Below are 23935 nucleotides of genomic sequence, written 5' to 3' on the forward strand. Positions count from 1 at the left end.
AGGAATCCGGGACCGGGCCGCACCAGCGGAAGTGGTGGTTACTTCTTGGCGTCCACCGCTGCCTGCAGGTACTGGTCGAACGGGGTGTTGGCGCTGTCGCCCTTGCCCCACTGCTTGCCCTCGACGAAGACGGTCGGCGTACCGGTGACCCCGATGGCCGCGGCTTCCTGGGTCGTGTACTTCACGTACGGCCGGTAGGTCTTGTCATCCACGCACTTGTCGATGCTCTTGGCCCCGGTATCCGTGGCCAGCTTCTTCAGCTCGTTGTCGGACAGGCCCGCGGAACCTTCCGCAGGCTGCTTGGCGAACAGCGCATCCACGAACGCCGCGTACTTCTCCGGCGACTCGTTCACCACGCAGGCCGCGGCGGCGGCGGCGCGGGAGGAGTAGTTGGTGGTGGAGCGGGTGTCCAAGAAGCCCAGCGGACGGTACTCGACCGTGATCTTGCCGTCGTTGCGAAGCTTGGTCAGGGTGTCGTTGTACTGCGCTTCGAAGTTCTTGCAGACCGGGCAGATGAAGTCGATGTAGAGGACCACCTTGACCGGCTTGCCGGCCTCGGCCTCGGCGCCGGGCGCCTTGATGTCCGCCGGCGGGGTGGCGGGGGCTGCGGGAACATCGGAGAGCTTGACCGTGGCGGCGTCAGTCTTCGCCACCTCCGTGTTGGCCAGCAGGGTCACGCCGCCGTGGACGTTGCCGTTGGCCGGGGTGGGCCCGGAATCGGCCACGGGAGCGTTGTTCTTGATGTTGGAGGTCACCACGAGGGCCACCACCACGATGATGGCGACGACGGCGGCGACGATGCCCCAGCCAATGAGCAGCTTGTTGCGCTTGTCCTTCTTCAGCTGGGCCTCACGGATCTCACGGGCCTTCTCGCGGGCCGCGGCGGTGCGCTCAGCTTTGGACTGACGGGGTTCGTTTGCGGGGCTCATTGGTTCCTCGTGTCGATCGGCCTGGACTGCGCCAGCGGGTGGCACGGTCATCATTTTAGGTGAGAAAGCTGGGGAGCTTGCGCTTTCAAGTTTCTTCCCGTGTGCCCAACGGACGAATAGCCCGGAAGATTCCGCCCCGATAGGGTGAACACAAGCCACAAGCGACCCCAGGGGGCACTAATGCAAGCAACCGAGCGCGAGCAGCGCACCGAGCACGCAGCACACCAAGCGGACGAGCAGCCCGCGGGGGGAGGGCGCCAGGGCGGGACGGACGACGTCGACCGTTTCGATTTCATGGTCGTGTCCAACCGCATGCCGGTGGACCGTTGCTCCCCGGACGAGCCCGGCTGCGAGGACGGCTGGCGCCGCTCCCCCGGCGGCCTGGTCACGGCGCTGGCGCCGATGATGACCAAGACCGACGGCGCCTGGGTGGGCTGGCACGGCGCCCCGGACGAGCACCTCGAACCGTTCAGCCATGGCGGCATCGACCTGATCCCGGTGCAGCTGAGCACCCGCGACGTCGAACTGTATTACGAGGGCTTCTCCAACGCGACCCTCTGGCCGCTCTACCACGACGTAATCGCCCCGCCCGAGTTCCACCGCGCCTGGTGGGACACGTACCGGAAGGTCAACAAGCGGTTCGCCGACGCCGTCATCCGGCACGCCGCCGAGGGCGCCACGGTTTGGGTGCAGGACTACCAGCTGCAGCTGGTCCCCCGGATGCTCCGGGAGCAACGCCCGGACCTGAAGATCGGCTTCTTCAACCACATCCCGTTCCCGCCGCCGGAGATCTTCGCCCAGTTGCCCTGGCGCCGCGCGATCATCGACGGCCTGCTGGGCGCGGACCTGATCGGCTTCCAGCGCAGCAGCGACGCCGGCAACTTCATGCGCTCCGCCCGCCGGTTCCTCGGCGCCAGCGTCAAGCAGCAGCAGGTGCACGTCAAGGGCGCCGACGGCGAAACCACCCACATCGCGCGGGCCCAGGCCTTCCCCATCTCCATCGATGTGAAACAGATCAGCGAGCTGGCGCAGAAGCCGGAGGTCATCGAGCGGGCCAAGCAGATCCGCCGCGACCTCGGCAACCCCAAGACCATCCTGCTGGGCGTGGACCGGCTGGATTACACCAAGGGCATCCGGCACCGGCTCAAGGCCTATGAGGAACTCCTCGAGGACGGCAAAGTCACGGTCGAGGACGCGTCCCTGATCCAGGTGGCCAGCCCCAGCCGGGAGCGGGTGGAGCAGTACCGGCTGCTGCGCGAGGAGGTCGAGGGCACGGTCGGTCACATCAACGGCACCTACGACACCATGCAGAACACCGCGGTCCGCTACCTTCACCACAGCTACCCCATCGAGGAGATGGTGGCGCTGTACCTGGCCGCGGATGTCATGCTGGTAACGGCCCTGCGCGACGGCATGAACCTCGTCGCCAAGGAATACGTCACGGCCCGCACCAACAACGACGGCGCGCTGGTGCTTAGCGAGTTCGCCGGCGCCGCGGACCAGCTGAAGCAGGCGCTGCTGATGAACCCGCACGACATCGACGGGCTCAAGGACACCATCATGCGGGCCGTGAACATGGAGCCCGCCGAGGCCGCCCGCCGGATGAGGGCCATGCGTCGGCAAATCCTGACCAACGACGTCGATCTCTGGTCCGCGGACTTCCTGAAGGCCCTGCAGGAAAAGGTGGTGCGTGATGACTCCTGAGGCCAACACCCCCAAGCTCTCACTGACGCCGGAACTGCTGGCCGCCGTGCGGCGGATCGCCGGCACCGAGGAACTGCTGGTGGCCATGGACTTCGATGGCACCATGGCCCCGCTGGTGGATCACGCGGAGGACTCCCGCGCCCTTCCCCGCTCGGCCGCCGCGTTCGCTGCCCTGGCCGACCTGCCTCGAACCACGACGGCGCTGATTTCCGGCCGTGCGCTGGACAGCCTGCGTTCGGTCGCGTCCCCGCCGGAGAAGACCCTGCTGATCGGCAGCCACGGCGCGGAAATCTGGATGGGTCCGGGCTCGGCCGAGCTTCAGCTCGACGAGGACCAGCGCCGGCTCCTCGCCGACGTGCGGGCCGTCCTGGAGGAGATCGTCCACGTGGCACCCGGCACCCTGCTCGAGGAGAAGCCGGCCGGCGTCGTGCTGCACACCCGCCTGGCCGCGGACGACGTGGCCGAGGACGCCGTGGCCGCGGCGAAGTCCGCACTGAAGGACCGCGCCGGGGTTTTCGTGAAGACCGGCAACCGGGTCCTGGAGACCTCCGTGGTCCACGCCTCCAAGGGCGAGGCGGTGTCCTTCCTGCGGCAGGCCACGGGCGCGACAGCAGTGGTCTTCGCCGGGGACGACACCACGGACGAGGACGCCCTGCGCAGCTTGGTTTCAGGCGACCTGGGCGTCAAGGTGGGCCTGGACTTCACCCAGGCGGAGTTCCGGGTGGAAGCCCCGCCGCACGTGTCAGAACTGCTGGAGGCGCTGCTGCGCGAGCGGAAGGCCGCGGTCGGCAGCTAGGCAATGCCGGCGCCCCAACTGACTGGCAGATCAGGCCGTTTTGAGCGCCCATAACGGCCTTACCTGCCAGTCAGTTGGGGGAGGACTCCGGTTCATAGCCGATCAGCCAGTGCAGTCCATGCCGGTCCACCACCTGGCCGTCGGAGGCGCCCCAGGGTTTCGGGCCCAGCGGGTCCACCACGCGTCCGCCGTCGGCCAGCCGGTCGAACCACCGGTGCAGGACCGCCGGCTCGGCCGTCCCCAGCAGCGAGAGCATCAGGCCCTCGCACCGGACCGTGGCTTCGCCCTCTGCCGCGTCGGAGCCCGCCAGGCGCACGTCCCCCCGCAGCTCGCCGTGGGCGATCGCCTGGGCGGGCCCGTCGGTGCGGTTGAACTGCTCATAGGTGAACAGGGCCAGGTCACCGCCAAAGACATCGGCGTAGAACCCGAGGGCCTCACGCGCGGTACCGGGGAAACTCACGTAGATCTGGAGGGCCGTCATGCGCACAGCCTACACAGGCCCGCACGGCACCGGGTGGCAGGGATCACCAGTGACATCCGTAACCTTTTCCCCCATTCTCGATCCATCTGACATACTCTTTATGTGGTGTGGCGCACAGCTACCGTGCGGCGTCGCTGGCTGCTCCTCGGCTTCGGCCGGGGAGCAGGCGCAAGACTCACAACTGAATAAAAAGACCATTCACAACGGATCGTCCGGCACGTACCTGCCGGTGAAGGGATTGAAAACTGTGGCAACAGTTACTTTTGACAACGCAACGCGGCTCTACCCGGGCACCGAAAAGCCCGCGGTCGACAAGCTGAACATCGAAATCGCCGACGGCGAATTCCTGGTTCTCGTCGGCCCCTCCGGCTGCGGCAAGTCCACCTCCCTGCGCATGCTCGCAGGCCTGGAAGACGTCAACTCCGGCCGCATCCTGATCGGTGACCGTGACGTCACCGACATGCCGCCCAAGGACCGCGACATCGCGATGGTGTTCCAGAACTACGCCCTGTACCCGCACATGACCGTCGCGGACAACATGGGCTTCGCCCTCAAGATCGCCGGCGTCAGCAAGGAAGAGCGGGCCGAGCGCGTCCGCGAAGCCGCCAAGCTGCTGGACCTCGAGCCGTACCTGGACCGCAAGCCGAAGGCCCTCTCCGGCGGCCAGCGCCAGCGCGTCGCCATGGGCCGCGCGATCGTCCGTAACCCGCAGGTCTTCCTGATGGACGAACCGCTCTCCAACCTCGACGCCAAGCTCCGCGTCCAGACCCGCACCCAGATCGCGTCGCTGACCCGCCGCTTGGGCGTCACCACCGTCTACGTCACCCACGACCAGGTCGAGGCCATGACCATGGGCGACCGCGTGGCCGTGCTCAAGGACGGCCTGCTGATGCAGGTGGACACCCCGCGCAACCTCTACGACAAGCCGAAGAACGTCTTCGTCGCCGGCTTCATCGGCTCCCCCGCCATGAACCTGCTGGAACTGCCCGTCGTCGACGGCGGCGTCCAGTTCGGCGGAACCGTTTACCCGGTGCCGCGCGACGTCCTCGAGGATGCCTCCGGCTCCACCGTCACCCTCGGCACCCGTCCCGAGGACCTGGAGACCGCCGGCCAGGGCGAGGGCCTGCAGGTTGAGGTCGACGTCGTCGAGGAACTCGGCGCCGACGCCTACGTCTACGGTCACACCACGCTCGACGGCAAGGACCACGACATCGTCGCCCGCGTCGACGGCCGCCGCCCGCCGATGAAGGGTGAGACCATCTGGGTCCGCCCGCAGTCCGGCCACGTGCACCTGTTCGACACCAAGACCGGCCTGCGCCTCGGCGACTGACTCGGTCTTAACCGACGGCGGTCCTCCTGCGGGAGGGCCGCCGTCGGCCGTTAACCGCCCCGTGGTTAGGCGCGCCGCCGCCGGGTGCGGGAGAATTGCCCCATGACCGAGGAGAACCGCATGAGCGAGGACAACGGTGCCCAGTGGCACGACGAACCCACCGACTACGGCCAGATCGGCAAGCTGCCCCGGTACGTGCCCGCGAGCGCCAATGACGACAAGGCGATCTCCAGCTCCCTGAGCATCACCGCGGCCGCCACCGAGCCGGAACTGCTGGACCTGCCCTGGCACATCGCCCTCGAAGACTGGCCCGCCGAGTACCTGGCCGCCCTCCCCCGCGGTATCTCCCGGCACATCGTCCGGTTCGCGCACCTGGGCGGCTCGGTCATCGCCATCAAGGAAACCTCCGAGCACATCGCCCGGCACGAGTACCACATGCTCCGCAAGCTGGCCCGGCTGGATGTCCCCTGCGTGGAGCCCGTGGCGGTCATCACCGGCCGCACCACTCCGGACGGCAAGCCCCTGAACCCCGTGCTGGTGACCCGGCACCTGAAGTTCTCCATGCCCTACCGCGCCCTGTTCTCGCAGATGCTGCGCAAGGACACCCTGACCCGCCTGATCGACGCGCAGGCCCTGCTGCTGGTCCGCCTGCACCTGATCGGCTTCTACTGGGGCGACGTGTCCCTCTCGAACACCCTGTTCCGCCGCGACGCGGGCGCCTTCGCCGCCTACCTGGTGGACGCCGAGACCGGCGAGCTGTACCCGGACCTGTCCACCGGCCAGCGCGAGTACGACCTGGAAATCGCCCGGGTCAACATCGCCGGGGAGCTGATGGACCTGCTCGACGGCGGTCTGATCGAGGAGAAGGTGGACCCGGTGGCCACCAGCGAGCTGATCATGGAGAGCTACCGCAGGCTCTGGACCGAGCTGACGGAGAAGGAATCCTTCGAGGTCGGCGAGCGCTGGCGGGTGGCCGCACGCATCCGGCGGCTCAACGAACTCGGCTTCGACGTCGAGGAATACGCGATCAAGACCACCCAGAACGGTTCCACCATCCAGCTCCAGCCCAAGGTGGTCGACGCCGGTCACCACCAGCGCCGGCTGCTGCGGCTCACCGGCCTGGACGCCCAGGAGAACCAAGCCCGGCGGCTGCTGAACGACATGGACTCGTTCCGCGCGGACAACAACCCCGGCATGGATGAGGAGTACAGCGCCCACCTCTGGGTCAGCCAGATCTTCGAGCCGATCGTCCGCGCCATCCCCCGCGACCTGTCCGGGAAACTCGAACCGGCGGAGGCCGTCCACGAGATCCTCGAGCACCGCTGGTACATGTCCGAGAAGGAGAACCGGCACATCCCACTGGCCGAGGCTGTGCAGTCCTACATCGATTCCGAGCTGCGGCACCGGCGCGACGAGGCCGCGATCATGCTGAACCCGGATACCGAACTGCTCAAGATCCTTGAGGTCGAGACCGAGGAGTCCCGCTACGACGAGGACGAGACCGAGGAAGACGAGTACCCGGACGCCGACGACTGATCCCTCCCCCACCCCCAACTGACTCGCAGTTACGGCTGTTTTCAGCCGCCAAAACGGCCATGGCTGCGAGTCAGTTGGGTCGGCCGTCGCTTAGATGGCCTTGCCGGGATTGAGGATCCCGGCCGGGTCGAAGAGTTCCTTGATCCGGTGTTGCAACCCGCGGACCGGTTCCTTCTGCTCCAGGCCCAGCCAGCGCAGCTTGTACTGGCCCACACCGTGCTCGCCCGTGATGGTGCCGCCCATCGCGAGGGCCACGGTCACCGACTCGTCCAGCGCGGCGCCCAGGCGTTCCATCGCGCCCGGGTCCACGCCGTCCCCGTCCCGGTCCACCCAGAACGTGGGGTGCAGGTTGCCGTCCCCGGCGTGCGCCACCACCTTCAGCTGGACCTCGTGCCGGGCCGCCATCGCCTCGAGTTCGGCCACGTAATCCACCAGCCGGGAGCGCGGGACGGCGACGTCCTCGCCCACCCGGTACTCGTCGTCAACCTCGGCGCCGCGGCTGTGCCGGCGCAGCTCCACCAGAGCCTCCGCTTCCGCGTCCGCCTCCATGGTCACCACCGCGCCGCCCGCGGCCAGCAGCGGCCGAATGGCGGCGGCCTCGGCGGCAGCGCCGAAACCGTCCGTCTGGAGCAGCAGCAGCGAGGCGCCCCGGGCCGAGAGGGTGGAGCCGTGCATGGCGTCGAGCTGGGCGAGGGTGCCGCTGTCCAGCAGTTCCATGATGGCAGGCTGCACCCGGGCCTTGCCCACGGCCAGCACCCCGGCCGCGGCGCTGCGGAAGTCCGGGTAGAACGCGGCGATGGTGTGCACCTCGCGCGGGAGGTACTTCAGCCGGACGGTGATCCCGACGACGATCCCGAGCGTCCCCTCGGAGCCGACAAACAGGCCGGTCAGGTCGTAACCGGCCACGCCCTTGAAGGTCTGATGTCCGGTGTGGATCAGGGTTCCATCGGCCAGGACGACGTCGAGGGCCAGCACCGAGTCCCGCGTGACCCCGTACTTGGCGCAGCGCAGGCCCCCGGCGTTGGTGGCGACGTTGCCGCCGATCGTGGAGCTGCGGTAACTGGCAGGGTCAGGGGCGTACATGAGGCCGTGCACGGCGGCGGCCGCGTTGAGGTCGGCGTTGACGACGCCGGGTTCGACGACGGCGGTCTCGTCATCGGGGTTGAGGTCCAGGATGCGGTTCATCTTCTCCAGGCCGAGGACCACGCAGCCCTCACTGGCGTGTGCTCCGCCGGAGACGCCGGTGCCGGCGCCGCGGGCCACGAGCGGAACCCGGCGGGCGGCGCAGGCCCGGACCACGGCCTGCACGTCCTCGACGGACTCGGCGAAGACCACGGCCTGCGGCAGCTGGTAGTCCAGGACGGGTGCCTGGTCCACGGCATAGGCGGCGAGCGCCGGATCCTCCGTCACGACCTTGTCCGTCCCCAGGGCCGCCGTCAGATCCCCAATGATGCCGCGCATGTCCTGCTCCCGTTCGCCGTTGAACCCGCTCTGTGTCGGACCCAGTCTAGGCGTCCGGGACGGTTACCCCCGGCAGTAGCCAGACGGCCGCGGCCGGGCCTGCGGAGCGCAGCCGTGCCCCGGCGACATCAAACGCCAGATCCCCGACGGCGAGCGCGGGTGCGCCGCCCAGGCCCTCCCACTGTGCGGCGGTCAGCAGGGCGCGGTCGAGCGCCGCGTCGGCGGCGGCCCGGGTGACGGCCACCAGCACTGTCGCACCGGCGGTTTCCCGCAGGAAGGCCAGTACGTCCCCGTCGGCGTGGAGCCAGCGGATTCCGCCCGCGGTGAGCGCCGGCTGGTCCCGGCGCAGCCCTGACAGTGCGGCGTAAAGGCCACGGAGGTCGCGGCGGACCCGGTCGGGGCGCTCCCAGGGCATGGGAGTCCGGGAGAATTCGCCGTTGTCCCCGGTAAGGCCGAATTCGTCGCCGGCGAAAAGCACCGGCACGCCGGGCAGTGTGAACATCAGCACCGCACCCAGCTGCTGGCCGCCGTCGACCATGGCGGTGGCGGCGCGGGCGGTGTCGTGGCTGTTCAGCGCGTTCATGTTCTGCCGGCGGACGTCCCAGCTGAACGCGGCCGCCAGGTCCTGGTGGGTGGCGAGGAATTCGGCGGCGTCGATCCGGCCGGGCCCGGGCAGCGGGGTGCCGAAGAAGTTCACGTGCTCGGCGTCGCCGGCCAGCCAGGCCCAGAGCGGGCGGGTGAAGTTCGAGTAGGTCATGGCGCCGTGCCAGTGCTCGCCGCTGAAGTCCGGGGCCGCGTCGTTGGTCGACTCGGCCAGCAGCGCCGCGTCCGGGTTGATGCCGCGGACCCGGTCCGCGATCAGCCGGGCCACGTCCTGGTTGAGGTCCGTGGCGCCGAGCCGTCCGGTCATGTTGCCGACGTCGATCCGCCAGCCGTCCAGGTTGAACGGCGGCCGGAGCCAGCGGGCTACCGGCGAGTCCTCGTCACGGACGAACGCATCGCGCAGCGCTTCCGAGGACCAGTTGAGCTTCGGCAGGGAGGGCACGCCGTACCAGGCCTCGTAGCTGCCGTGGTCCGGGGAGAAGTAGTAGTAGCCGGCCTCCGGCGCGTCCGGGCCGGACAGGGCGTTCCGGAACCATTCATGGGCGTCGCCGGAGTGGTTGGCGGTGAGGTCACCCATTACCTTGAGGCCCCGGGCGTGCGCCGCCTCCACGAGGTCCACCAGCGCCCGGTCTCCGCCGAGGAGCGGGTCCACGGTGGCGAAGGTGGCGGCGTCGTAGCGGTGGTTGGAGCGGGCCGGGAAGAACGGGGTGAGGTAGATGATGTCCGCCCCGAGCGCCTGGATGTGGTCCAGCCGTTCGGTGATGCCGGGCAGGTCGCCGCCGTAGAACTGGTAGGGCGTCACCGCGGAGGCGCCTTCCACCGGGGTGGTGTGCCAGTCCGCGGGGACAGCCCAGTCCGGTGCCGGGTGCGTGTCCGCCTGGGCGGAGCGGGCGAAGCGGTCCGGGAAGATCTGGTACATGGTCCCGGTCCGCAGCCAGTCCGGCCCGGCCGGGTAGGTGCCCAGCCGGAAGTCGGCGTAGTCGGAGACGTCCCGGCCGGAGAGGCCCTGGGCGTTAAGCTGCCAGTTCCGGCCGCCGGCCTCGATCAGGAACCGGTAGCGGAGGACGGGGTTGGTGGCCGTCGTCGCCGCCTCCCACCACGTCCACCCGTCGGCGCTCCCGAGGAGGACGCAGGGATCGTAGCGGGGTTCCCCGTCGTGCAGGGAGCGGAGCCAGACGCGGGACGCCTGGCCCCACCCTGCGGGGATCCGGAGCCGCAGGCCGACGGGGCCGCCGCGCTCCACGCCGTCCGGGGCGTGGAGCGCGGAGCCGTCGTGGTGCGGCAGGAGCCCGGCGGCAGCGGCGCCGGACACCCTAGCCCTTGACCGAGCCGGCCGTGAGGCCACTGACGATGTAGCGCTGCAGGTAGAGGAACAGGGCCATGACCGGCAGGGCGGAGATCACGGCGCCGGCGGCGAAGACGCCCCAGTTCTCCGAGCGCTGCTGGGCAACGAAGGAGTAGAGGCCGACGGCGAGGGTCTGGCTGTCCGGGTCGGTCAGCACGACAGAGGCGATGACGAACTCGCCGGAGATGGCGATGTAGGTCAGGAGCCCCACGACGGCCAGGATCGGGGTGACCAGGCGCATGATGATGCCGAAGAAGATCTGGGTGTGGCTGGCGCCGTCGATCTTGGCCGCCTCGTCCAGGGACTGCGGCACGGTGTTGAAGAACCCGTACATCAGGTAGGTGTTCACGCCCAGGGCGCCGCCCAGGTAGACCATGATCAAGCCCAGCTGGCTGCCCAGGCCCAGGGCCGGGATGACCTCGGAGATGCCGCTGAGGAGCAGGAAGATCGCGACGACGGCGAGCAGCTGCGGGAACATCTGCAGCAGCAGCAGGCTGAGCAGCCCCACCCGGCGGCCGGTGAAGCGCATCCGGGAGAACGCGTAGGCCGCCATGGCGCCGAGGAAGACGGTGGCCGCGGAGGTGATGCCGCCGACCACCAGCGTGTTCAGGAACCAGCGGGCGAAGGGCCGGGACGGGATGTTGAACAGGGCGGTGAAGTTGCCAAAATCGATCTTGCTGAACAGGGCGTTGGATCCCACCAGGGTGCCGGTGGAGTTCAGCGCGGCGGAGAGCACGTAGAGCAGCGGGAAGACCGCGAAGATGGTCACGGCGATACCCACCAGGTGCCGCCAGCCCTTGTCCGCGAACCAGACGCCGAAGGGGCGGCGGCGGTGCAGGGACTTGAGGCGTTCGACGTCGGCGGCGGTGGCCCGGGCGCCCTCCCCCGTTGCCGGCTCCGCCGTCGTCCCGGTGGCCTGGTCCGTCGGGGTCGCCGACGATGCGGTGCGCGGTGCTGGCCCGTTCATGAGTTCACGTCCTCGAGTGCCTTGGTCTGCTTGAAGCTGATGGCCGATACGGTGGCCACGATGATGAAGATAATGATGGCCAGGGCACTAGCCAGTCCGTAGTCGCGGCCGGTGCCCTGCCCGAAGGCCACCTTGTAGACCAGGGTGATCAGGATGTCCGTGGCGCCGATGTCCCGGGTGGTGTCCGCGAAGCGCGGCCCGCCGCCGGTGAGCATGAAGATGACGTTGAAGTTGTTGAAGTTGAAGGCAAAGGACGAGATCAGCAGCGGGGCGATCGAGACCAGCAGCAGCGGCAGCTTGATCGAGCGGAACACCCGCCAGGCGCTGGCGCCGTCCATCCGGGCGGCTTCGTCCAGTTCGGTGGGCAGGGACTGCAGCGCACCGGTGCAGACCAGGAACATGTACGGGTAGCCGAGCCAGAGGTTGACCACCAGGACGCTGATCTTGGCCAGCACGGGGTCCGTCAGCCAGCCGATGTGGGCGCCGCCCAGGAGCGTCTGGTTCAGCCAGCCGAACTCCGGGTTGAGGATGCCGGACCAGACCAGGCCGGTGAGGAAGGCGGGGAACGCGTAGGGCAGGATCATCAGGATCCGGTAGACCCTCTTGCCCTTGAGGTCCTCGCGGTTGAAGGCGATCGCCAGGAACAGGCCCAGCGCGAAGGTCAGCGCCACGGAGGCGATGGCGAAGGTGAAGGTCCAGAGGATGACGCCCACGAGCGGGCCGCGCAGGCTCGGGTCGGTGAAGGCGCGGGAGAAGTTTTCGAAGCCGACGTCGATCTTCCAGCCGGTGGAGAGCGTCTGACCGTCGGCAGCGGCGAAGGCGCCCTTCCCGTTGTCGCGGTAGACGGCGCCGCTGTCCGTGTCCGTGAAGGTGTCCGCTCCGGCGTCGTATTTCAGCGAGGGCTTGAACTGGTAGGCGTTGCTGCCGTCCGCGGTGCGCAGGGTTCCGTCGGCCGGGTCGGCGGAGACGGGAACGGTCAGGGCCAGGATCTTCTGCTGGTTGGCGACGATCTCCTGGAAGTTCAGGGTCTGGTAGCCGTCCAGGGACTTGGCCTTGCCGGTGGAGTCCTTGACCGCGCCGGCGGCGTCCTCGAGGGGCTTGTCCGTGCTGCCGAGGGAGACCTTGCCGGCCGGGTCGGTGAAGAGCAGGTAGAACGAATCGCCCTTAGCCAGGACCGAGGTCTTGTAGGCCGGAGAGTCAGGAACGCGTTTCTGGGCGGTGAGCTGGATCGCGGAGATCGCGTCATCCTTGGTGCTGTTGTGCCCGTCGCCGTAGTTGGTGAAGGCGATGTAGCCGCTGAAGACCACCACGAAGACCTGGAAGATGAGCAGGAACAGGACGCCGGGGGCCAGGTATTTGGCCGGGAGGCCGCCCTTGCGCAGGTAGATCCAGTTGATCGCCAGGACCACGACGGCGGAGACCACCAGGACGGTCCAGGAATGGCTGAGGAACAGCATGGTCAGGACGAAGACAGCCAGGGCGTCGACCAGGCCCAGCAGGACGATCTTGGCGATGATGCCCTTGGTCCCGTCCGGGGAGGTGCGGCGGCGGGCTGACCCGGCCTGCCGTCCCGTGCGCTTGCCCGTGCGGGATCCCGCGCCCGGGGTTGGCGGTGCGGCGGCGGGGTCGGTGCCCTCGCGGAGTTCTGTATCTGGCATGGCTCTTCAGTCCTTGGGAGAAGCAGGTGATGCAGGAACGGGCCGGGCGGTGTGGTGCCGCCCGGCCCGGAGCTGTCCGGATCCCGCCGCCGCGGCTGTGCGCGGCGGCGGGATCCGGGGCGGGGGCTAGCCCCCGATCTTGGTCTTGATGCTGGCAGCCATCTTGGCCCAGTCGGCGGCCGGGTCGCCCTGGCCCTTGATCAGGGACAGTTCGGTTGCACCCCAGTCAGCCCAGACGGCGCTCATTTCCGGGATGGCCGGCATCGGGACGCCGGTGGCGCCGATTTTGCCGAAGGCCGCGACGACCGGGTCGCTGGCGGCCTTGTCGAAGGAGGCCTTCAGTGCCGGCGGGCGGCCGCCGGCCTTGTACATGGAGTCCTGCGCTGCCTCGGAGGTGAGGTAGTTGGTGACGAACTCGTTGGTGGCCAGGGCGTTGGCGCTCTTGGAGCTGATGAAGAAGCCGTTGACGCCGATGAACGGCTGCGCCGGCTGGTCGCCCGCGGTCGGCAGCGGGTCAACAGCGAACTTGATGCCCTTCTTCTGCACGTCCGGAACGTTCCACGGGCCGGTCAGGTAGTACGGGGATTCCCCGGCCAGGAACTTCTCCTTGGCGATGTCACCGGTGATGTTGGAGTTGATGATCTTTTCGCCGGCGTCACCCCAGGCGGCGAGCTTCTTGGCGAATTCGACGCCCGCGGCGTCGCCGATGAGTAGCTGCTTGGGGTCGTAGCCGCCGTCGGAAGCCTTACCGAAGACCTGCGAACCCATCGAGGACTGCAGCGGGTACAGGTGGTACGGGTCTCCCTGCTTGGGGTCCATGCCCACCAGGAACGGGAACTTGGCCTTGCCGTCGGCGACGGCCTTCTTGCCGTTGCTGATGACCTCGTCCATGGTCTTGGCGGATTCGGAGACGATTGCCGTGTTGCGCAGCAGCGCGATGTTCTCGATCGCGTACGGGACACCGTAGACCGAGCCGTCGTAGGTCATGGCCTTGATCGAGGAATCCTGGAAGGAGCCCTTCTTGTCGCCGAGTTCGACGGGGGCGATCACGCCGTTCTGGACGAACTTGCCTACCCAGTCGTGCGGTCCGACGATCAGGTCCGGGCCCTTGCCGGTGGGAACCTGGGTGATGAAGTCGTCACGGACGGCGGCGAAGTCCTTGACCACCAGCTTGACCTCGATGCCGGTGTCGGCCTGGAACTTGGCGGTGATGTCCTTCAGCGCCGGGGAGCGCTCGGCGTCGACCCACATGGTGATGGTGCTGGCACCGGAGGCCTTGAGGTCCGGCTTGGCGGTGGCGGAAGGCGAGGCCGGGGAGGTGGCTGCCGCGCCGCCGCAGGCACTGAGGGCCAGCGCGGCCACGACGGAGACGGCACCTGCCGTGAAAACCCGGCGGCTGGTGCCGGTGGTGAGGGTGTTCTGCACCTTCATTGGTGTCCCTTTCATAAAGATCCTGCATCCACACGAGAGGCCCGATCGGATCGAGTCGGGCCTGGTGGCATCGTCGGTGATGTGGCTCACAGCTGCAAGCGCTTCCAAGTTACACGCCAGTAGGTAGTTTGGGAAGTCGGCGTTTACCGGGCGTGTCGTGGGCCCGGGCCTCCGGAAACTCGACAAATAGCCGTTCGCAGCTGATTGGGCCCCAATTTTCCTGGATTTACGGGGAATGTGCGCTTCTTGGCCCGACGGCGGCGCCTTGGCAGCAGCGACACCCAAGGGACCTAACCGCTGGAAGCGCTTTCAATTCGGTGTTTTCGGCCTTACGATTACCGGCATGTCAGTTGATACAGTCCCCGCCGCAGTCGCCGGCCCGTTGACCCTGGTGCACGCCGCAGACCACACTCCCGGTTGGTGGCGTTCCGCCGTCATTTACCAGGTCTACCCCCGGTCCTTCCGCGACCTGAACGGCGACGGCGTGGGCGACCTCGCCGGGATCACGGCGGAGCTGCCGCAGCTCGCCGAGCTGGACGTCGACGCCGTCTGGCTCTCCCCCTTCTACCGCTCCCCGCAGCGCGACGCCGGCTACGACGTCAGCGACTACTGCGACGTGGACCCGCTCTTCGGCACCCTGGACGACTTCGACGCCATGATGGCCGAGGCCAAGCGATTGGGCCTGCGGCTGATCGTGGACCTGGTGCCCAACCACTGCTCGGACCAGCACGCTGCGTTCCAGGCCGCCCTCGCCGCCCCGGCCGACGGCCCGGAGCGGGACATGTTCATCTTCCGCGACGGCCTCGGTGAGTCCGGCGAGCTTCCCCCGAACAACTGGCAGTCGCACTTCGGCGGACCGGCCTGGACCCGGATCACCGAACCCGACGGCACCGCTGGCCAGTGGTACCTGCACCTCTTCGATTCTTCCCAGCCGGACTTCAACTGGGACAACGACGCCGTCCACGCCGAGTTCGAACGCGTGCTGCGGTTCTGGCTGGACCGGGGCGTGTCCGGCTTCCGCGTCGACGTCGCCCACGCCCTGGTCAAGGCCCCCGGCCTGCCGGCATGGGGCGGCCGCGCGGACGGCAACAGCTCAGACGGCTTCCCGGGCCACGAGGCGCCGATGTTCGGCCAGCCGGCCCTGCACGACATCTACCGCGCCTGGCGCCGGATCCTGGCCGAATACGGTCCGGACCGGATCCTCTGCGCCGAGGCCAACGTGGACCCCCTCCCCCGGCTTGCCGACTGGGTGCGCCCGGACGAGATGCACCAGGCTTTCAACTTCCCGTACCTGCACGCCGGCCTGGACCCGCACCGCATGCGCCGCGTGGTGACCGAGTCACTGAATGCCCTGGACGCCGTTGGCGCCCCGAGCACCTGGGTGCTGTCCAACCACGACGTCGTCCGGCACGCCACCCGCTTCGGCTACGACGGCCAGGCACCCCGCGACGGCGACGGCATCGGCCCGGCCGACCCGCAGCCGAACGCCGAGCTCGGCCGCGCCCGCGCCGCCGCTGCCACCATGTTCATGCTGGGCCTGCCCGGCGGGGCGTACCTCTACCAGGGAGAGGAACTTGGCCTGCCGGACGGCATCGACATCCCCGACCACCAGCGCCAGGACCCCACCTTCGGGCGGACCGGTGGGGAGCGGCTGGGCCGCGACGGCTGCCGTGTGCCGCTACCGTGGCGGGCAGGCGAGCCGAACAACGGCTTCGGCTCCGGCGCTGACCCGTGGCTGCCCCAGCCGGAGAGCTTCGGAACCCTGGCCCGGGACACGCAGGCCGCCTCGCCGTCGTCGCACCTGAGCCTCTACCGCAGCATGCTCGCCCTGCGCCGGCAGCTGCGCCTCGGCGAGGGCTCCCTGGCTTGGCTCGAGGACTGGTCCACGGACACCTCGCTGGGCTACCTGAACGGCACCGTCGCGGTGCTGATGAATGTGAGCCACGAACCGCTCGACCTGCCCGCCGGAACCGTGCTGCTCCGCAGCTCCGCGGCCGCCGGCATCAACGCCCCGGAGCATCAGTTAGGCTCAGGGGAAACTGTTTGGCTGGAAATCTACATCGAGGACACGGAGAGCTGAAAATGCCCGGCATCAAGGACGTCGCGGAACGGGCCGGCCTCTCCATCGCCACCGTTTCGCGCGCCTTGAGCGGCAAGGGCAACGTCTCCCCCCGCAGCCGCGCGCTGGCCCAGGCGGCGGCCGCGGAACTCGGGTTCGTGCTCTCGTACCATGCCTCCAGCCTGGCGTCCGGGCGGAACCACAATGTCGGCGTCGTGGTTCCGTCCGTGCACCGCTGGTTCTTCTCCGCAGTGGTGGAGGGTGTCTCGGCCACCCTGCTGGACGCCGGATACGACCTCACGCTGTACAACGTCAGCGACGGCGAGGAGCGGCGGCACAGCGTCCTGAACGACTTCCTGCTGCGCAAGCGGGTGGATGCGGTCATTGCGGTGTCCCTGGAGCTCAGCGAAGCGGAGATCCAGCAGCTGCTGGCCATCCACCGGCCCATCGTGGGCATCGGCGGTCCCCTTCCGGGTGCTCCCACCATCCGGATCAACGACTCGGGCCTTGCGGAGGCCGCCGCCCGGCATCTGATCCAGCTGGGGCACAGCCGGATTGCGCACATGACCGGCGACGCCGCCTACGACAAGGACTTCCGCCTGCCCGGCACCCGCCAGGCAGGTTTCACGGCGGCGATGCACGGCGCCGGCCTTCCGGTTCGGCCGGAGTGGCTGGTCTCCGCCGACTTCACCATCCAGGGGGCGTACGCCAGCGCCCGGCAACTGCTGGGGAGCTCCCCGGAGCGTCCGACGGCTGTCTTCGCCGCCTCCGATGAGATGGCGATCGGCACCATCCTCGCGGCCCGCGACTTCGGGCTTCGCATTCCTGAAGACCTCTCGGTCATCGGCATCGACGGCCACGAGCTGGGCGAGGTCTTCGGCCTCACCACCATCGACCAGGATGCCCGCGGCCAGGGTGCACTGGCCGTCCGGCGCCTGCTGGAGGGGCTGGAGGGCGGCGGCGGGGAGCCCGCAGCGGCGGACATGGAATACCCCACCCGGTTCGTGATCCGCTCCAGCACGGCCGTGCCCCCGGCCGACACCTCTCCGCTGCGCTAGCACCGCCGGCTGGCGTACGTTCCTGCCCGGTTACTCCCGCGGGCCGAGCATCCGCTCAGCCGTAGAGAGCTGATTGTGGACCTTTCGGGGGCCGATCGCGCACCTCCCTGCCGGGTAACTGGGAAGGAGCGTACGTGGCCTGCGGGGTTAGCCTTGATTGCCGCCCATGAAGCGGACATAGCGCTGCAGAATCATCGGCCAGAGCCCTTGATATTCGTCACGGGTCACTGCCGGGTGCTCGGCGCCTTCCCAGCCGCTGTGAACCAGCCGGAGCTCGGTACCGGCATCCACTGCCCGGAACGCTACGCGGATCTCCGTGGACCACAGCGCCTGGGTTCCGGGGTGCCAGCTGGCGTGGAAGGACAGCGGCGGCTGCCAGTCATCGATGGTCCCCCAAATGGAGGTCCGGCCGTCGTCCGCGGTTTCCAGGATCAGGTTTTCCTCGAACTCCACGTACGAGCCGGCCCCGTACACGCCGTGCTCATCGAGCGGCCACCACAGGTGCGTGTGCTCGGTGAAACCCACGAACGCCCTGGCCACGGCGCCGGGCACGACGACGGTGCACACCAGCGGGTCGAGGCCCTCGGAAGGCCCTGGCTCTGGGGCGGGTGCTGCGTGGCTGAAGAGGTTATCCATGGGCATCAACTCTACTAGGGCTACCCGTGCACCAGCCCGCCCACTCTCCCGGTTCCGCCCCTGGCCACGGCGGAAGTAGTTCGTACGCCGTTGCTGCTGTGGTCGTTAAAGAGCTCAGGCCCCGACACTAAGTGTCGGGGCCTGAGCCGCTAAATTATGTCCGGCGGTGACCTACTCTCCCACACCCTCCCGGGTGCAGTACCATCGGCGCTGTGGGTCTTAGCTTCCGGGTTCGGAATGGGACCGGGCGTTTCCCCCACGCTATGACCGCCGTAACCCTGTTACCCGGACCGAACCCCTGGGGGTTGGCGGGAAATCTCTTGTGGTTACAACTCTGCTTGTTAGGGCAGTGTGGTGTTGTATTCAATTATATTCATTCGGTTCGCCAGTCAACGCAACCCGGTGGCGGGTTTGTTGGTTGGGAACCACATAGTGGACGCAAGCAGTCTTGTTCTTCATACCCACCCGCCAAACGTGTTTGGGGGTGGTGTGTGGTGTAAGTTATCGGCCTATTAGTACCGGTCAGCTTCACGAGTCTTTAGTCCTCGCTTCCACATCCGGCCTATCAACCCAGTGGTCTGGCTGGGGGCCTCTCACACGCAAGGTGTATGGAAATCTCATCTTGAAGCGAGCTTCCCGCTTAGATGCTTTCAGCGGTTATCCCATCCGAACGTAGCTAATCAGCGGTGCACTTGGCAGTACAACTGACACACCAGAGGTTCGTCCGTCCCGGTCCTCTCGTACTAAGGACAGCCCTTCTCAAATTTCCTGCGCGCGCAGCGGATAGGGACCGAACTGTCTCACGACGTTCTAAACCCAGCTCGCGTACCGCTTTAATGGGCGAACAGCCCAACCCTTGGGACCTACTCCAGCCCCAGGATGCGACGAGCCGACATCGAGGTGCCAAACCATGCCGTCGATATGGACTCTTGGGCAAGATCAGCCTGTTATCCCCGAGGTACCTTTTATCCGTTGAGCGACGGCCATTCCACAATGTACCGCCGGATCACTAGTCCCGACTTTCGTCCCTGCTCGAGATGTCTCTCTCACAGTCAAGCTCCCTTGTGCACTTACACTCGACACCTGATTGCCAACCAGGCTGAGGGAACCTTTGGGCGCCTCCGTTACTTTTTAGGAGGCAACCGCCCCAGTTAAACTACCCATCAGGCACTGTCCCTGACCCGGATTACGGGCCGAAGTTAGATGTCCAAAGTGACCAGAGTGGTATTTCAACGATGACTCCACCCGAACTGGCGTCCGGGCTTCAACGTCTCCCACCTATCCTACACAAGCCACTCCGAACACCAATACCAAACTATAGTAAAGGTCTCGGGGTCTTTCCGTCCTGCTGCGCGTAACGAGCATCTTTACTCGTACTGCAATTTCGCCGAGTTTATGGTTGAGACAGCGGGGAAGTCGTTACTCCATTCGTGCAGGTCGGAACTTACCCGACAAGGAATTTCGCTACCTTAGGATGGTTATAGTTACCACCGCCGTTTACTGGGGCTTAAATTCTCAGCTTCGCCTTGCGGCTAACCGGTCCTCTTAACCTTCCAGCACCGGGCAGGAGTCAGTCCGTATACATCGTCTTGCGACTTCGCACGGACCTGTGTTTTTAGTAAACAGTCGCTTCCCCCTGGTCTCTGCGGCCCCGCCACGCTCCGGACAGCTAGTGTCCATCACGATAGGGGCCCCCCTTCTCCCGAAGTTACGGGGGCATTTTGCCGAGTTCCTTAACCATAATTCTCTCGATCGCCTTAGTATTCTCTACCTGATCACCTGTGTCGGTTTGGGGTACGGGCGGCTAAAACCTCGCGTCGATGCTTTTCTCGGCAGCATAGGATCACCGGATCCCCCCATACGGGGGTCCCATCGGGTCTCAGGCATCATGAACAGCGGATTTGCCTACCGTTCGCCCTACATCCTTAGACCGGGGCAACCATCGCCCGGCCCGGCTACCTTCCTGCGTCACACCTGTTAATACGCTTGCCTCCCAGGTTCAGGTCCCGCGCTCCACCAAAACCCTCACACCACAAGGGTGATCGGGCAGGTCTCGGGCGGTTAGTATCCCCTGTTCAACATGGGCGGTTTTTCGCCGGTACGGGAATATCAACCCGTTGTCCATCGACTACGCCTGTCGGCCTCGCCTTAGGTCCCGACTTACCCAGGGCAGATTAGCTTGACCCTGGAACCCTTGATCATTCGGCGGACGGGTTTCTCACCCGTCTTTCGCTACTCATGCCTGCATTCTCACTCGTGTAGGCTCCACCGCTGGTTTACACCGCGACTTCACTGCCCACACGACGCTCCCCTACCCATCCAGACGCCTGAACCACAAGGGCTTAGCAAAAATCTGAATGCCACAACTTCGGCGGTGTACTTGAGCCCCGCTACATTGTCGGCGCGGAATCACTTGACCAGTGAGCTATTACGCACTCTTTTAAGGATGGCTGCTTCTAAGCCAACCTCCTGGTTGTCTTCGCAACTCCACATCCTTTCCCACTTAGCACACGCTTAGGGGCCTTAGTTGGTGGTCTGGGCTGTTTCCCTCTCGACTATGAAGCTTATCCCCCACAGTCTCACTGCTGCGCTCTCACTTACCGGCATTCGGAGTTTGGCTGACGTCAGTAACCTTGTAGGGCCCATTAGCCATCCAGTAGCTCTACCTCCGATAAGAAACACGCAACGCTGCACCTAAATGCATTTCGGGGAGAACCAGCTATCACGAAGTTTGATTGGCCTTTCACCCCTACCCACAGCTCATCCCCTCCATTTTCAACTGAAGTGGGTTCGGTCCTCCACGACGTCTTACCGTCGCTTCAACCTGGCCATGGGTAGATCACTTCGCTTCGGGTCTAGATCACGCCACTGCAACGCCCTATTCAGACTCGCTTTCGCTACGGCTTCCCCACACGGGTTAACCTCGCGACGTAACACTAACTCGCAGGCTCATTCTTCAAAAGGCACGCCGTCACAACTACAAGGCTGCTCCGACGGATTGTAAGCACACGGTTTCAGGTACTGTTTCACTCCCCTCCCGGGGTACTTTTCACCTTTCCCTCACGGTACTGGTCCGCTATCGGTCATTAGGGAGTATTTAGGCTTATCAGGTGGTCCTGACAGATTCGCACGGGATTTCTCGGGCCCCGTGCTACTTGGGATACTCTCCAGGCGGCGTAAAAACATTTCGGTTACGGGGCTCACACCCTCTCTGGCCGGCCTTTCAAGACCGTTCACCTATGCCCACGCTCTCACCCCACTGTCCCGGCAGAGACAGAACGGAAAGTCCCACAACCCCGACCATGCAACGCCCGCCGGCTATCACACATGGAACGGTTTAGCCTGATCCGCGTTCGCTCGCCACTACTAACGGAATCACTATTGTTTTCTCTTCCTGCGGGTACTGAGATGTTTCACTTCCCCGCGTTCCCTCCACGCACCCTATGTGTTCAGATGCGGGTCACCAGGCAACTCGCGCCCCTGGCGGGGTTTCCCCATTCGGACACCCTGGGATCACAGTCCGGTTATCGACTCCCCCAGGCTTATCGCAGATTCCTACGTCCTTCTTCGGCTCCTAATGCCAAGGCATCCACCGTGTGCTCTTAAAAACTTGACCACAAAAGATCAAGGAGTAATTTCGAGAGAACCACAGAAACCAACCACACCACAACAACACCACCCCAAAGGGTGACACCATCGAGCGCAGCCAGATCCAGGTTCATATTCTTGGAAATTGCTTCTTATAAAAGATGCTCGCGTCCACTATGTAGTTCTCAAACAACAACCCCGTACCACACACCCCACACACCAACCCCCTGCCAAAAGCAGAAGGTCGACAGCGCGCAGGGCGTCGCAGCCAGGAAACCAGAAACACACAAAACCCACACCCCGCACCCACCCCCAAAAGGAGGCAGACACAGGCCATGGTCCTGTTGTCTCAGGACCCAACAGTGTGCCAAACACTACCCACCGGATACCTCACCGAAGCGTTCCAGGAACACCCACCCCACAAGGGAGCGCGTCTTCCGTACTAACCACCGGCAAAACCCGACAGGCACCTATTCATTGATATTCCACCCATGAGCACCCGCCGCAGAACTTGCGTCTGCGCAACGGGCCTACTCCTGACAACACCACCACACCAGTACTTAGACCAGGCGGGGTTGTTGTAGGCGCTCCTTAGAAAGGAGGTGATCCAGCCGCACCTTCCGGTACGGCTACCTTGTTACGACTTAGTCCCAATCGCCAGTCCCACCTTCGACAGCTCCCTCCCACAAGGGGTTAGGCCACCGGCTTCGGGTGTTACCAACTTTCGTGACTTGACGGGCGGTGTGTACAAGGCCCGGGAACGTATTCACCGCAGCGTTGCTGATCTGCGATTACTAGCGACTCCGACTTCATGGGGTCGAGTTGCAGACCCCAATCCGAACTGAGACCGGCTTTTTGGGATTAGCTCCACCTCACAGTATCGCAACCCTTTGTACCGGCCATTGTAGCATGCGTGAAGCCCAAGACATAAGGGGCATGATGATTTGACGTCGTCCCCACCTTCCTCCGAGTTGACCCCGGCAGTCTCCCATGAGTCCCCGCCATAACGCGCTGGCAACATGGAACGAGGGTTGCGCTCGTTGCGGGACTTAACCCAACATCTCACGACACGAGCTGACGACAACCATGCACCACCTGTAAACCGACCACAAGTGGGGGACCTGTTTCCAGGTCTTACCGGTTCATGTCAAGCCTTGGTAAGGTTCTTCGCGTTGCATCGAATTAATCCGCATGCTCCGCCGCTTGTGCGGGCCCCCGTCAATTCCTTTGAGTTTTAGCCTTGCGGCCGTACTCCCCAGGCGGGGCACTTAATGCGTTAGCTACGGCGCGGAAAACGTGGAATGTCCCCCACACCTAGTGCCCAACGTTTACGGCATGGACTACCAGGGTATCTAATCCTGTTCGCTCCCCATGCTTTCGCTCCTCAGCGTCAGTTAATGCCCAGAGACCTGCCTTCGCCATCGGTGTTCCTCCTGATATCTGCGCATTTCACCGCTACACCAGGAATTCCAGTCTCCCCTACATCACTCTAGTCTGCCCGTACCCACCGCAGATCCGGAGTTGAGCCCCGGACTTTCACGGCAGACGCGACAAACCGCCTACGAGCTCTTTACGCCCAATAATTCCGGATAACGCTTGCGCCCTACGTATTACCGCGGCTGCTGGCACGTAGTTAGCCGGCGCTTCTTCTGCAGGTACCGTCACTTTCGCTTCTTCCCTACTGAAAGAGGTTTACAACCCGAAGGCCGTCATCCCTCACGCGGCGTCGCTGCATCAGGCTTCCGCCCATTGTGCAATATTCCCCACTGCTGCCTCCCGTAGGAGTCTGGGCCGTGTCTCAGTCCCAGTGTGGCCGGTCACCCTCTCAGGCCGGCTACCCGTCGTCGCCTTGGTGAGCCATTACCTCACCAACAAGCTGATAGGCCGCGAGTCCATCCAAAACCACAAAAGCTTTCCACCCCCCACCATGCGATGAGGAGTCATATCCGGTATTAGACCCAGTTTCCCAGGCTTATCCCAGAGTTAAGGGCAGGTTACTCACGTGTTACTCACCCGTTCGCCACTAATCCACCAGCAAGCTGGCATCATCGTTCGACTTGCATGTGTTAAGCACGCCGCCAGCGTTCATCCTGAGCCAGGATCAAACTCTCCGTTGAAAACAAACAGACACAACACGCACCACCGGGAAAACGGCAGAAACGCGCTGCACAAAATTTGAAACCAGCTGAAAACCATGCCATCCACGGGGTGGACAACACAGCATAATCAACCAATCAATAAAACAATCGGTATCAACAAACTTGGCACACTATTGAGTTCTCAAACAACAGACACACCCGGCACCACCACAACCCACAAGGGCCGCGACTCGCTCCGGAGCAACTTTTCAAAC

14 protein-coding genes and 3 rRNA genes are annotated in these 23935 nt (G+C 65.5%); 6 read left to right on the plus strand and 11 right to left on the minus strand.

Going from position 1 to position 23935, the window contains the following annotated elements; genetic code table 11:
* Nucleotides 1–38: 38 nt before the first annotated feature.
* A complete protein-coding gene (locus tag ABC337_RS04530) occupies nucleotides 39–929 on the minus strand; it encodes a DsbA family protein (RefSeq protein ID WP_412882179.1) in 891 nt (296 codons plus the stop codon).
* 294 nt (nucleotides 930–1223) lie between these two features.
* On the opposite strand from ABC337_RS04530, the gene ABC337_RS04535 reads away from it, so the two are divergent.
* Complete coding sequence (locus ABC337_RS04535) at nucleotides 1224–2633, plus strand: alpha,alpha-trehalose-phosphate synthase (UDP-forming) (protein ID WP_412883218.1); 1410 nt, start codon at nucleotides 1224–1226, stop codon at nucleotides 2631–2633.
* Nucleotides 2623–3429 carry a trehalose-phosphatase gene (gene otsB / locus ABC337_RS04540; protein WP_412882178.1) on the plus strand — a complete coding sequence of 269 codons (807 nt, stop codon included), beginning with the start codon at nucleotides 2623–2625 and terminating at the stop codon, nucleotides 3427–3429. Before ABC337_RS04535 ends, otsB begins: the two co-directional genes overlap by 11 nt.
* 70 nt (nucleotides 3430–3499) lie before the next feature.
* On the opposite strand, the gene ABC337_RS04545 is transcribed toward otsB, so the two are convergent.
* Nucleotides 3500–3910 (minus strand): VOC family protein, encoded by a 411-nt coding sequence (locus tag ABC337_RS04545; RefSeq protein ID WP_412882177.1) that lies wholly within the window; start codon nucleotides 3908–3910, stop codon nucleotides 3500–3502.
* Nucleotides 3911–4157: 247 nt separating this feature from the next.
* Between ABC337_RS04545 and ABC337_RS04550 the strand changes: the two genes are divergently transcribed.
* Together ABC337_RS04550 and ABC337_RS04555 are read left to right on the plus strand one after the other, a co-directional pair.
* Nucleotides 4158–5240 (plus strand): ABC transporter ATP-binding protein, encoded by a 1083-nt coding sequence (locus ABC337_RS04550; RefSeq protein ID WP_412882176.1) that lies wholly within the window; start codon nucleotides 4158–4160, stop codon nucleotides 5238–5240.
* Between the two features lie 120 nt (nucleotides 5241–5360).
* The gene (locus ABC337_RS04555) at nucleotides 5361–6776 is read left to right on the plus strand and encodes a DUF4032 domain-containing protein (protein ID WP_412883217.1); all 1416 of its coding nucleotides are present in this window, start codon (nucleotides 5361–5363) and stop codon (nucleotides 6774–6776) included.
* 90 nt (nucleotides 6777–6866) lie between these two features.
* Here ABC337_RS04555 and ABC337_RS04560 read toward each other — a convergent pair whose 3' ends face one another.
* The 5 genes from ABC337_RS04560 to ABC337_RS04580 form a co-directional block, all read right to left on the minus strand.
* Nucleotides 6867–8237: an FAD-binding oxidoreductase gene (locus ABC337_RS04560; protein WP_412882175.1), complete on the minus strand. Its 1371-nt coding sequence runs from the start codon at nucleotides 8235–8237 to the stop codon at nucleotides 6867–6869.
* A 46-nt stretch (nucleotides 8238–8283) separates the two neighbouring features.
* Nucleotides 8284–10152: a glycoside hydrolase family 13 protein gene (locus ABC337_RS04565; protein ID WP_412882174.1), complete on the minus strand. Its 1869-nt coding sequence runs from the start codon at nucleotides 10150–10152 to the stop codon at nucleotides 8284–8286.
* A gap of 1 nt (nucleotide 10153) precedes the next feature.
* Nucleotides 10154–11152, minus strand: coding sequence for a sugar ABC transporter permease (locus tag ABC337_RS04570; protein WP_412882173.1), 999 nt, complete (start codon nucleotides 11150–11152; stop codon nucleotides 10154–10156).
* The gene (locus ABC337_RS04575) at nucleotides 11149–12810 is read right to left on the minus strand and encodes an ABC transporter permease subunit (RefSeq protein WP_412882172.1); all 1662 of its coding nucleotides are present in this window, start codon (nucleotides 12808–12810) and stop codon (nucleotides 11149–11151) included. Before ABC337_RS04575 ends, ABC337_RS04570 begins: the two co-directional genes overlap by 4 nt.
* A 126-nt stretch (nucleotides 12811–12936) precedes the next feature.
* Complete coding sequence (locus ABC337_RS04580; RefSeq protein ID WP_412882171.1) at nucleotides 12937–14241, minus strand: sugar ABC transporter substrate-binding protein; 1305 nt, start codon at nucleotides 14239–14241, stop codon at nucleotides 12937–12939.
* Nucleotides 14242–14584: 343 nt separating this feature from the next.
* Here ABC337_RS04580 and ABC337_RS04585 point away from each other — a divergent pair, with 343 nt between their 5' ends.
* The gene (locus tag ABC337_RS04585) at nucleotides 14585–16321 is read left to right on the plus strand and encodes a glycoside hydrolase family 13 protein (RefSeq protein ID WP_412882170.1); all 1737 of its coding nucleotides are present in this window, start codon (nucleotides 14585–14587) and stop codon (nucleotides 16319–16321) included.
* Between the two features lie 2 nt (nucleotides 16322–16323).
* Nucleotides 16324–17358, plus strand: a complete 1035-nt coding sequence (locus tag ABC337_RS04590) for a LacI family DNA-binding transcriptional regulator (RefSeq protein WP_412882169.1) — start codon at nucleotides 16324–16326, stop codon at nucleotides 17356–17358.
* 147 nt (nucleotides 17359–17505) lie between these two features.
* On the opposite strand, the gene ABC337_RS04595 is transcribed toward ABC337_RS04590, so the two are convergent.
* The 4 genes from ABC337_RS04595 to ABC337_RS04610 form a co-directional block, all read right to left on the minus strand.
* Entirely contained in the window at nucleotides 17506–17994 is a 489-nt protein-coding gene (locus tag ABC337_RS04595; protein WP_412882168.1) for an SRPBCC family protein, read from the minus strand.
* Nucleotides 17995–18152: 158 nt separating this feature from the next.
* Nucleotides 18153–18269, minus strand: a 5S ribosomal RNA gene (gene rrf / locus ABC337_RS04600).
* 216 nt (nucleotides 18270–18485) lie between these two features.
* Nucleotides 18486–21610: ribosomal RNA gene (locus ABC337_RS04605) — 23S ribosomal RNA — on the minus strand.
* Between the two features lie 567 nt (nucleotides 21611–22177).
* Nucleotides 22178–23699, minus strand: a 16S ribosomal RNA gene (locus ABC337_RS04610).
* The 16S, 23S and 5S rRNA genes sit together here, the layout of an rRNA operon.
* Between the last annotated feature and the right edge of the window lie 236 nt (nucleotides 23700–23935).

The organism is Arthrobacter phoenicis, assembly GCF_047238215.1.
Classification (GTDB): Bacteria; Actinomycetota; Actinomycetes; order Actinomycetales; family Micrococcaceae; genus Arthrobacter.

Excerpts from the sequence above, each read along its gene's own strand:
- ABC337_RS04560 (WP_412882175.1), bottom strand. The coding sequence starts at position 8,237 with ATGCGCGGCATCATTGGGGATCTGACGGCGGCCCTGGGGACGGACAAG.
- otsB (WP_412882178.1), top strand. The coding sequence starts at position 2,623 with ATGACTCCTGAGGCCAACACCCCCAAGCTCTCACTGACGCCGGAACTG.
- ABC337_RS04575 (WP_412882172.1), bottom strand. The coding sequence starts at position 12,810 with ATGCCAGATACAGAACTCCGCGAGGGCACCGACCCCGCCGCCGCACCG.
- ABC337_RS04590 (WP_412882169.1), top strand. The coding sequence starts at position 16,324 with ATGCCCGGCATCAAGGACGTCGCGGAACGGGCCGGCCTCTCCATCGCC.
- ABC337_RS04570 (WP_412882173.1), bottom strand. The coding sequence starts at position 11,152 with ATGAACGGGCCAGCACCGCGCACCGCATCGTCGGCGACCCCGACGGAC.
- ABC337_RS04545 (WP_412882177.1), bottom strand. The coding sequence starts at position 3,910 with ATGACGGCCCTCCAGATCTACGTGAGTTTCCCCGGTACCGCGCGTGAG.
- ABC337_RS04535 (WP_412883218.1), top strand. The coding sequence starts at position 1,224 with ATGGTCGTGTCCAACCGCATGCCGGTGGACCGTTGCTCCCCGGACGAG.
- ABC337_RS04580 (WP_412882171.1), bottom strand. The coding sequence starts at position 14,241 with ATGAAGGTGCAGAACACCCTCACCACCGGCACCAGCCGCCGGGTTTTC.
- ABC337_RS04585 (WP_412882170.1), top strand. The coding sequence starts at position 14,585 with ATGTCAGTTGATACAGTCCCCGCCGCAGTCGCCGGCCCGTTGACCCTG.
- ABC337_RS04530 (WP_412882179.1), bottom strand. The coding sequence starts at position 929 with ATGAGCCCCGCAAACGAACCCCGTCAGTCCAAAGCTGAGCGCACCGCC.
- ABC337_RS04555 (WP_412883217.1), top strand. The coding sequence starts at position 5,361 with ATGAGCGAGGACAACGGTGCCCAGTGGCACGACGAACCCACCGACTAC.
- ABC337_RS04595 (WP_412882168.1), bottom strand. The coding sequence starts at position 17,994 with ATGGATAACCTCTTCAGCCACGCAGCACCCGCCCCAGAGCCAGGGCCT.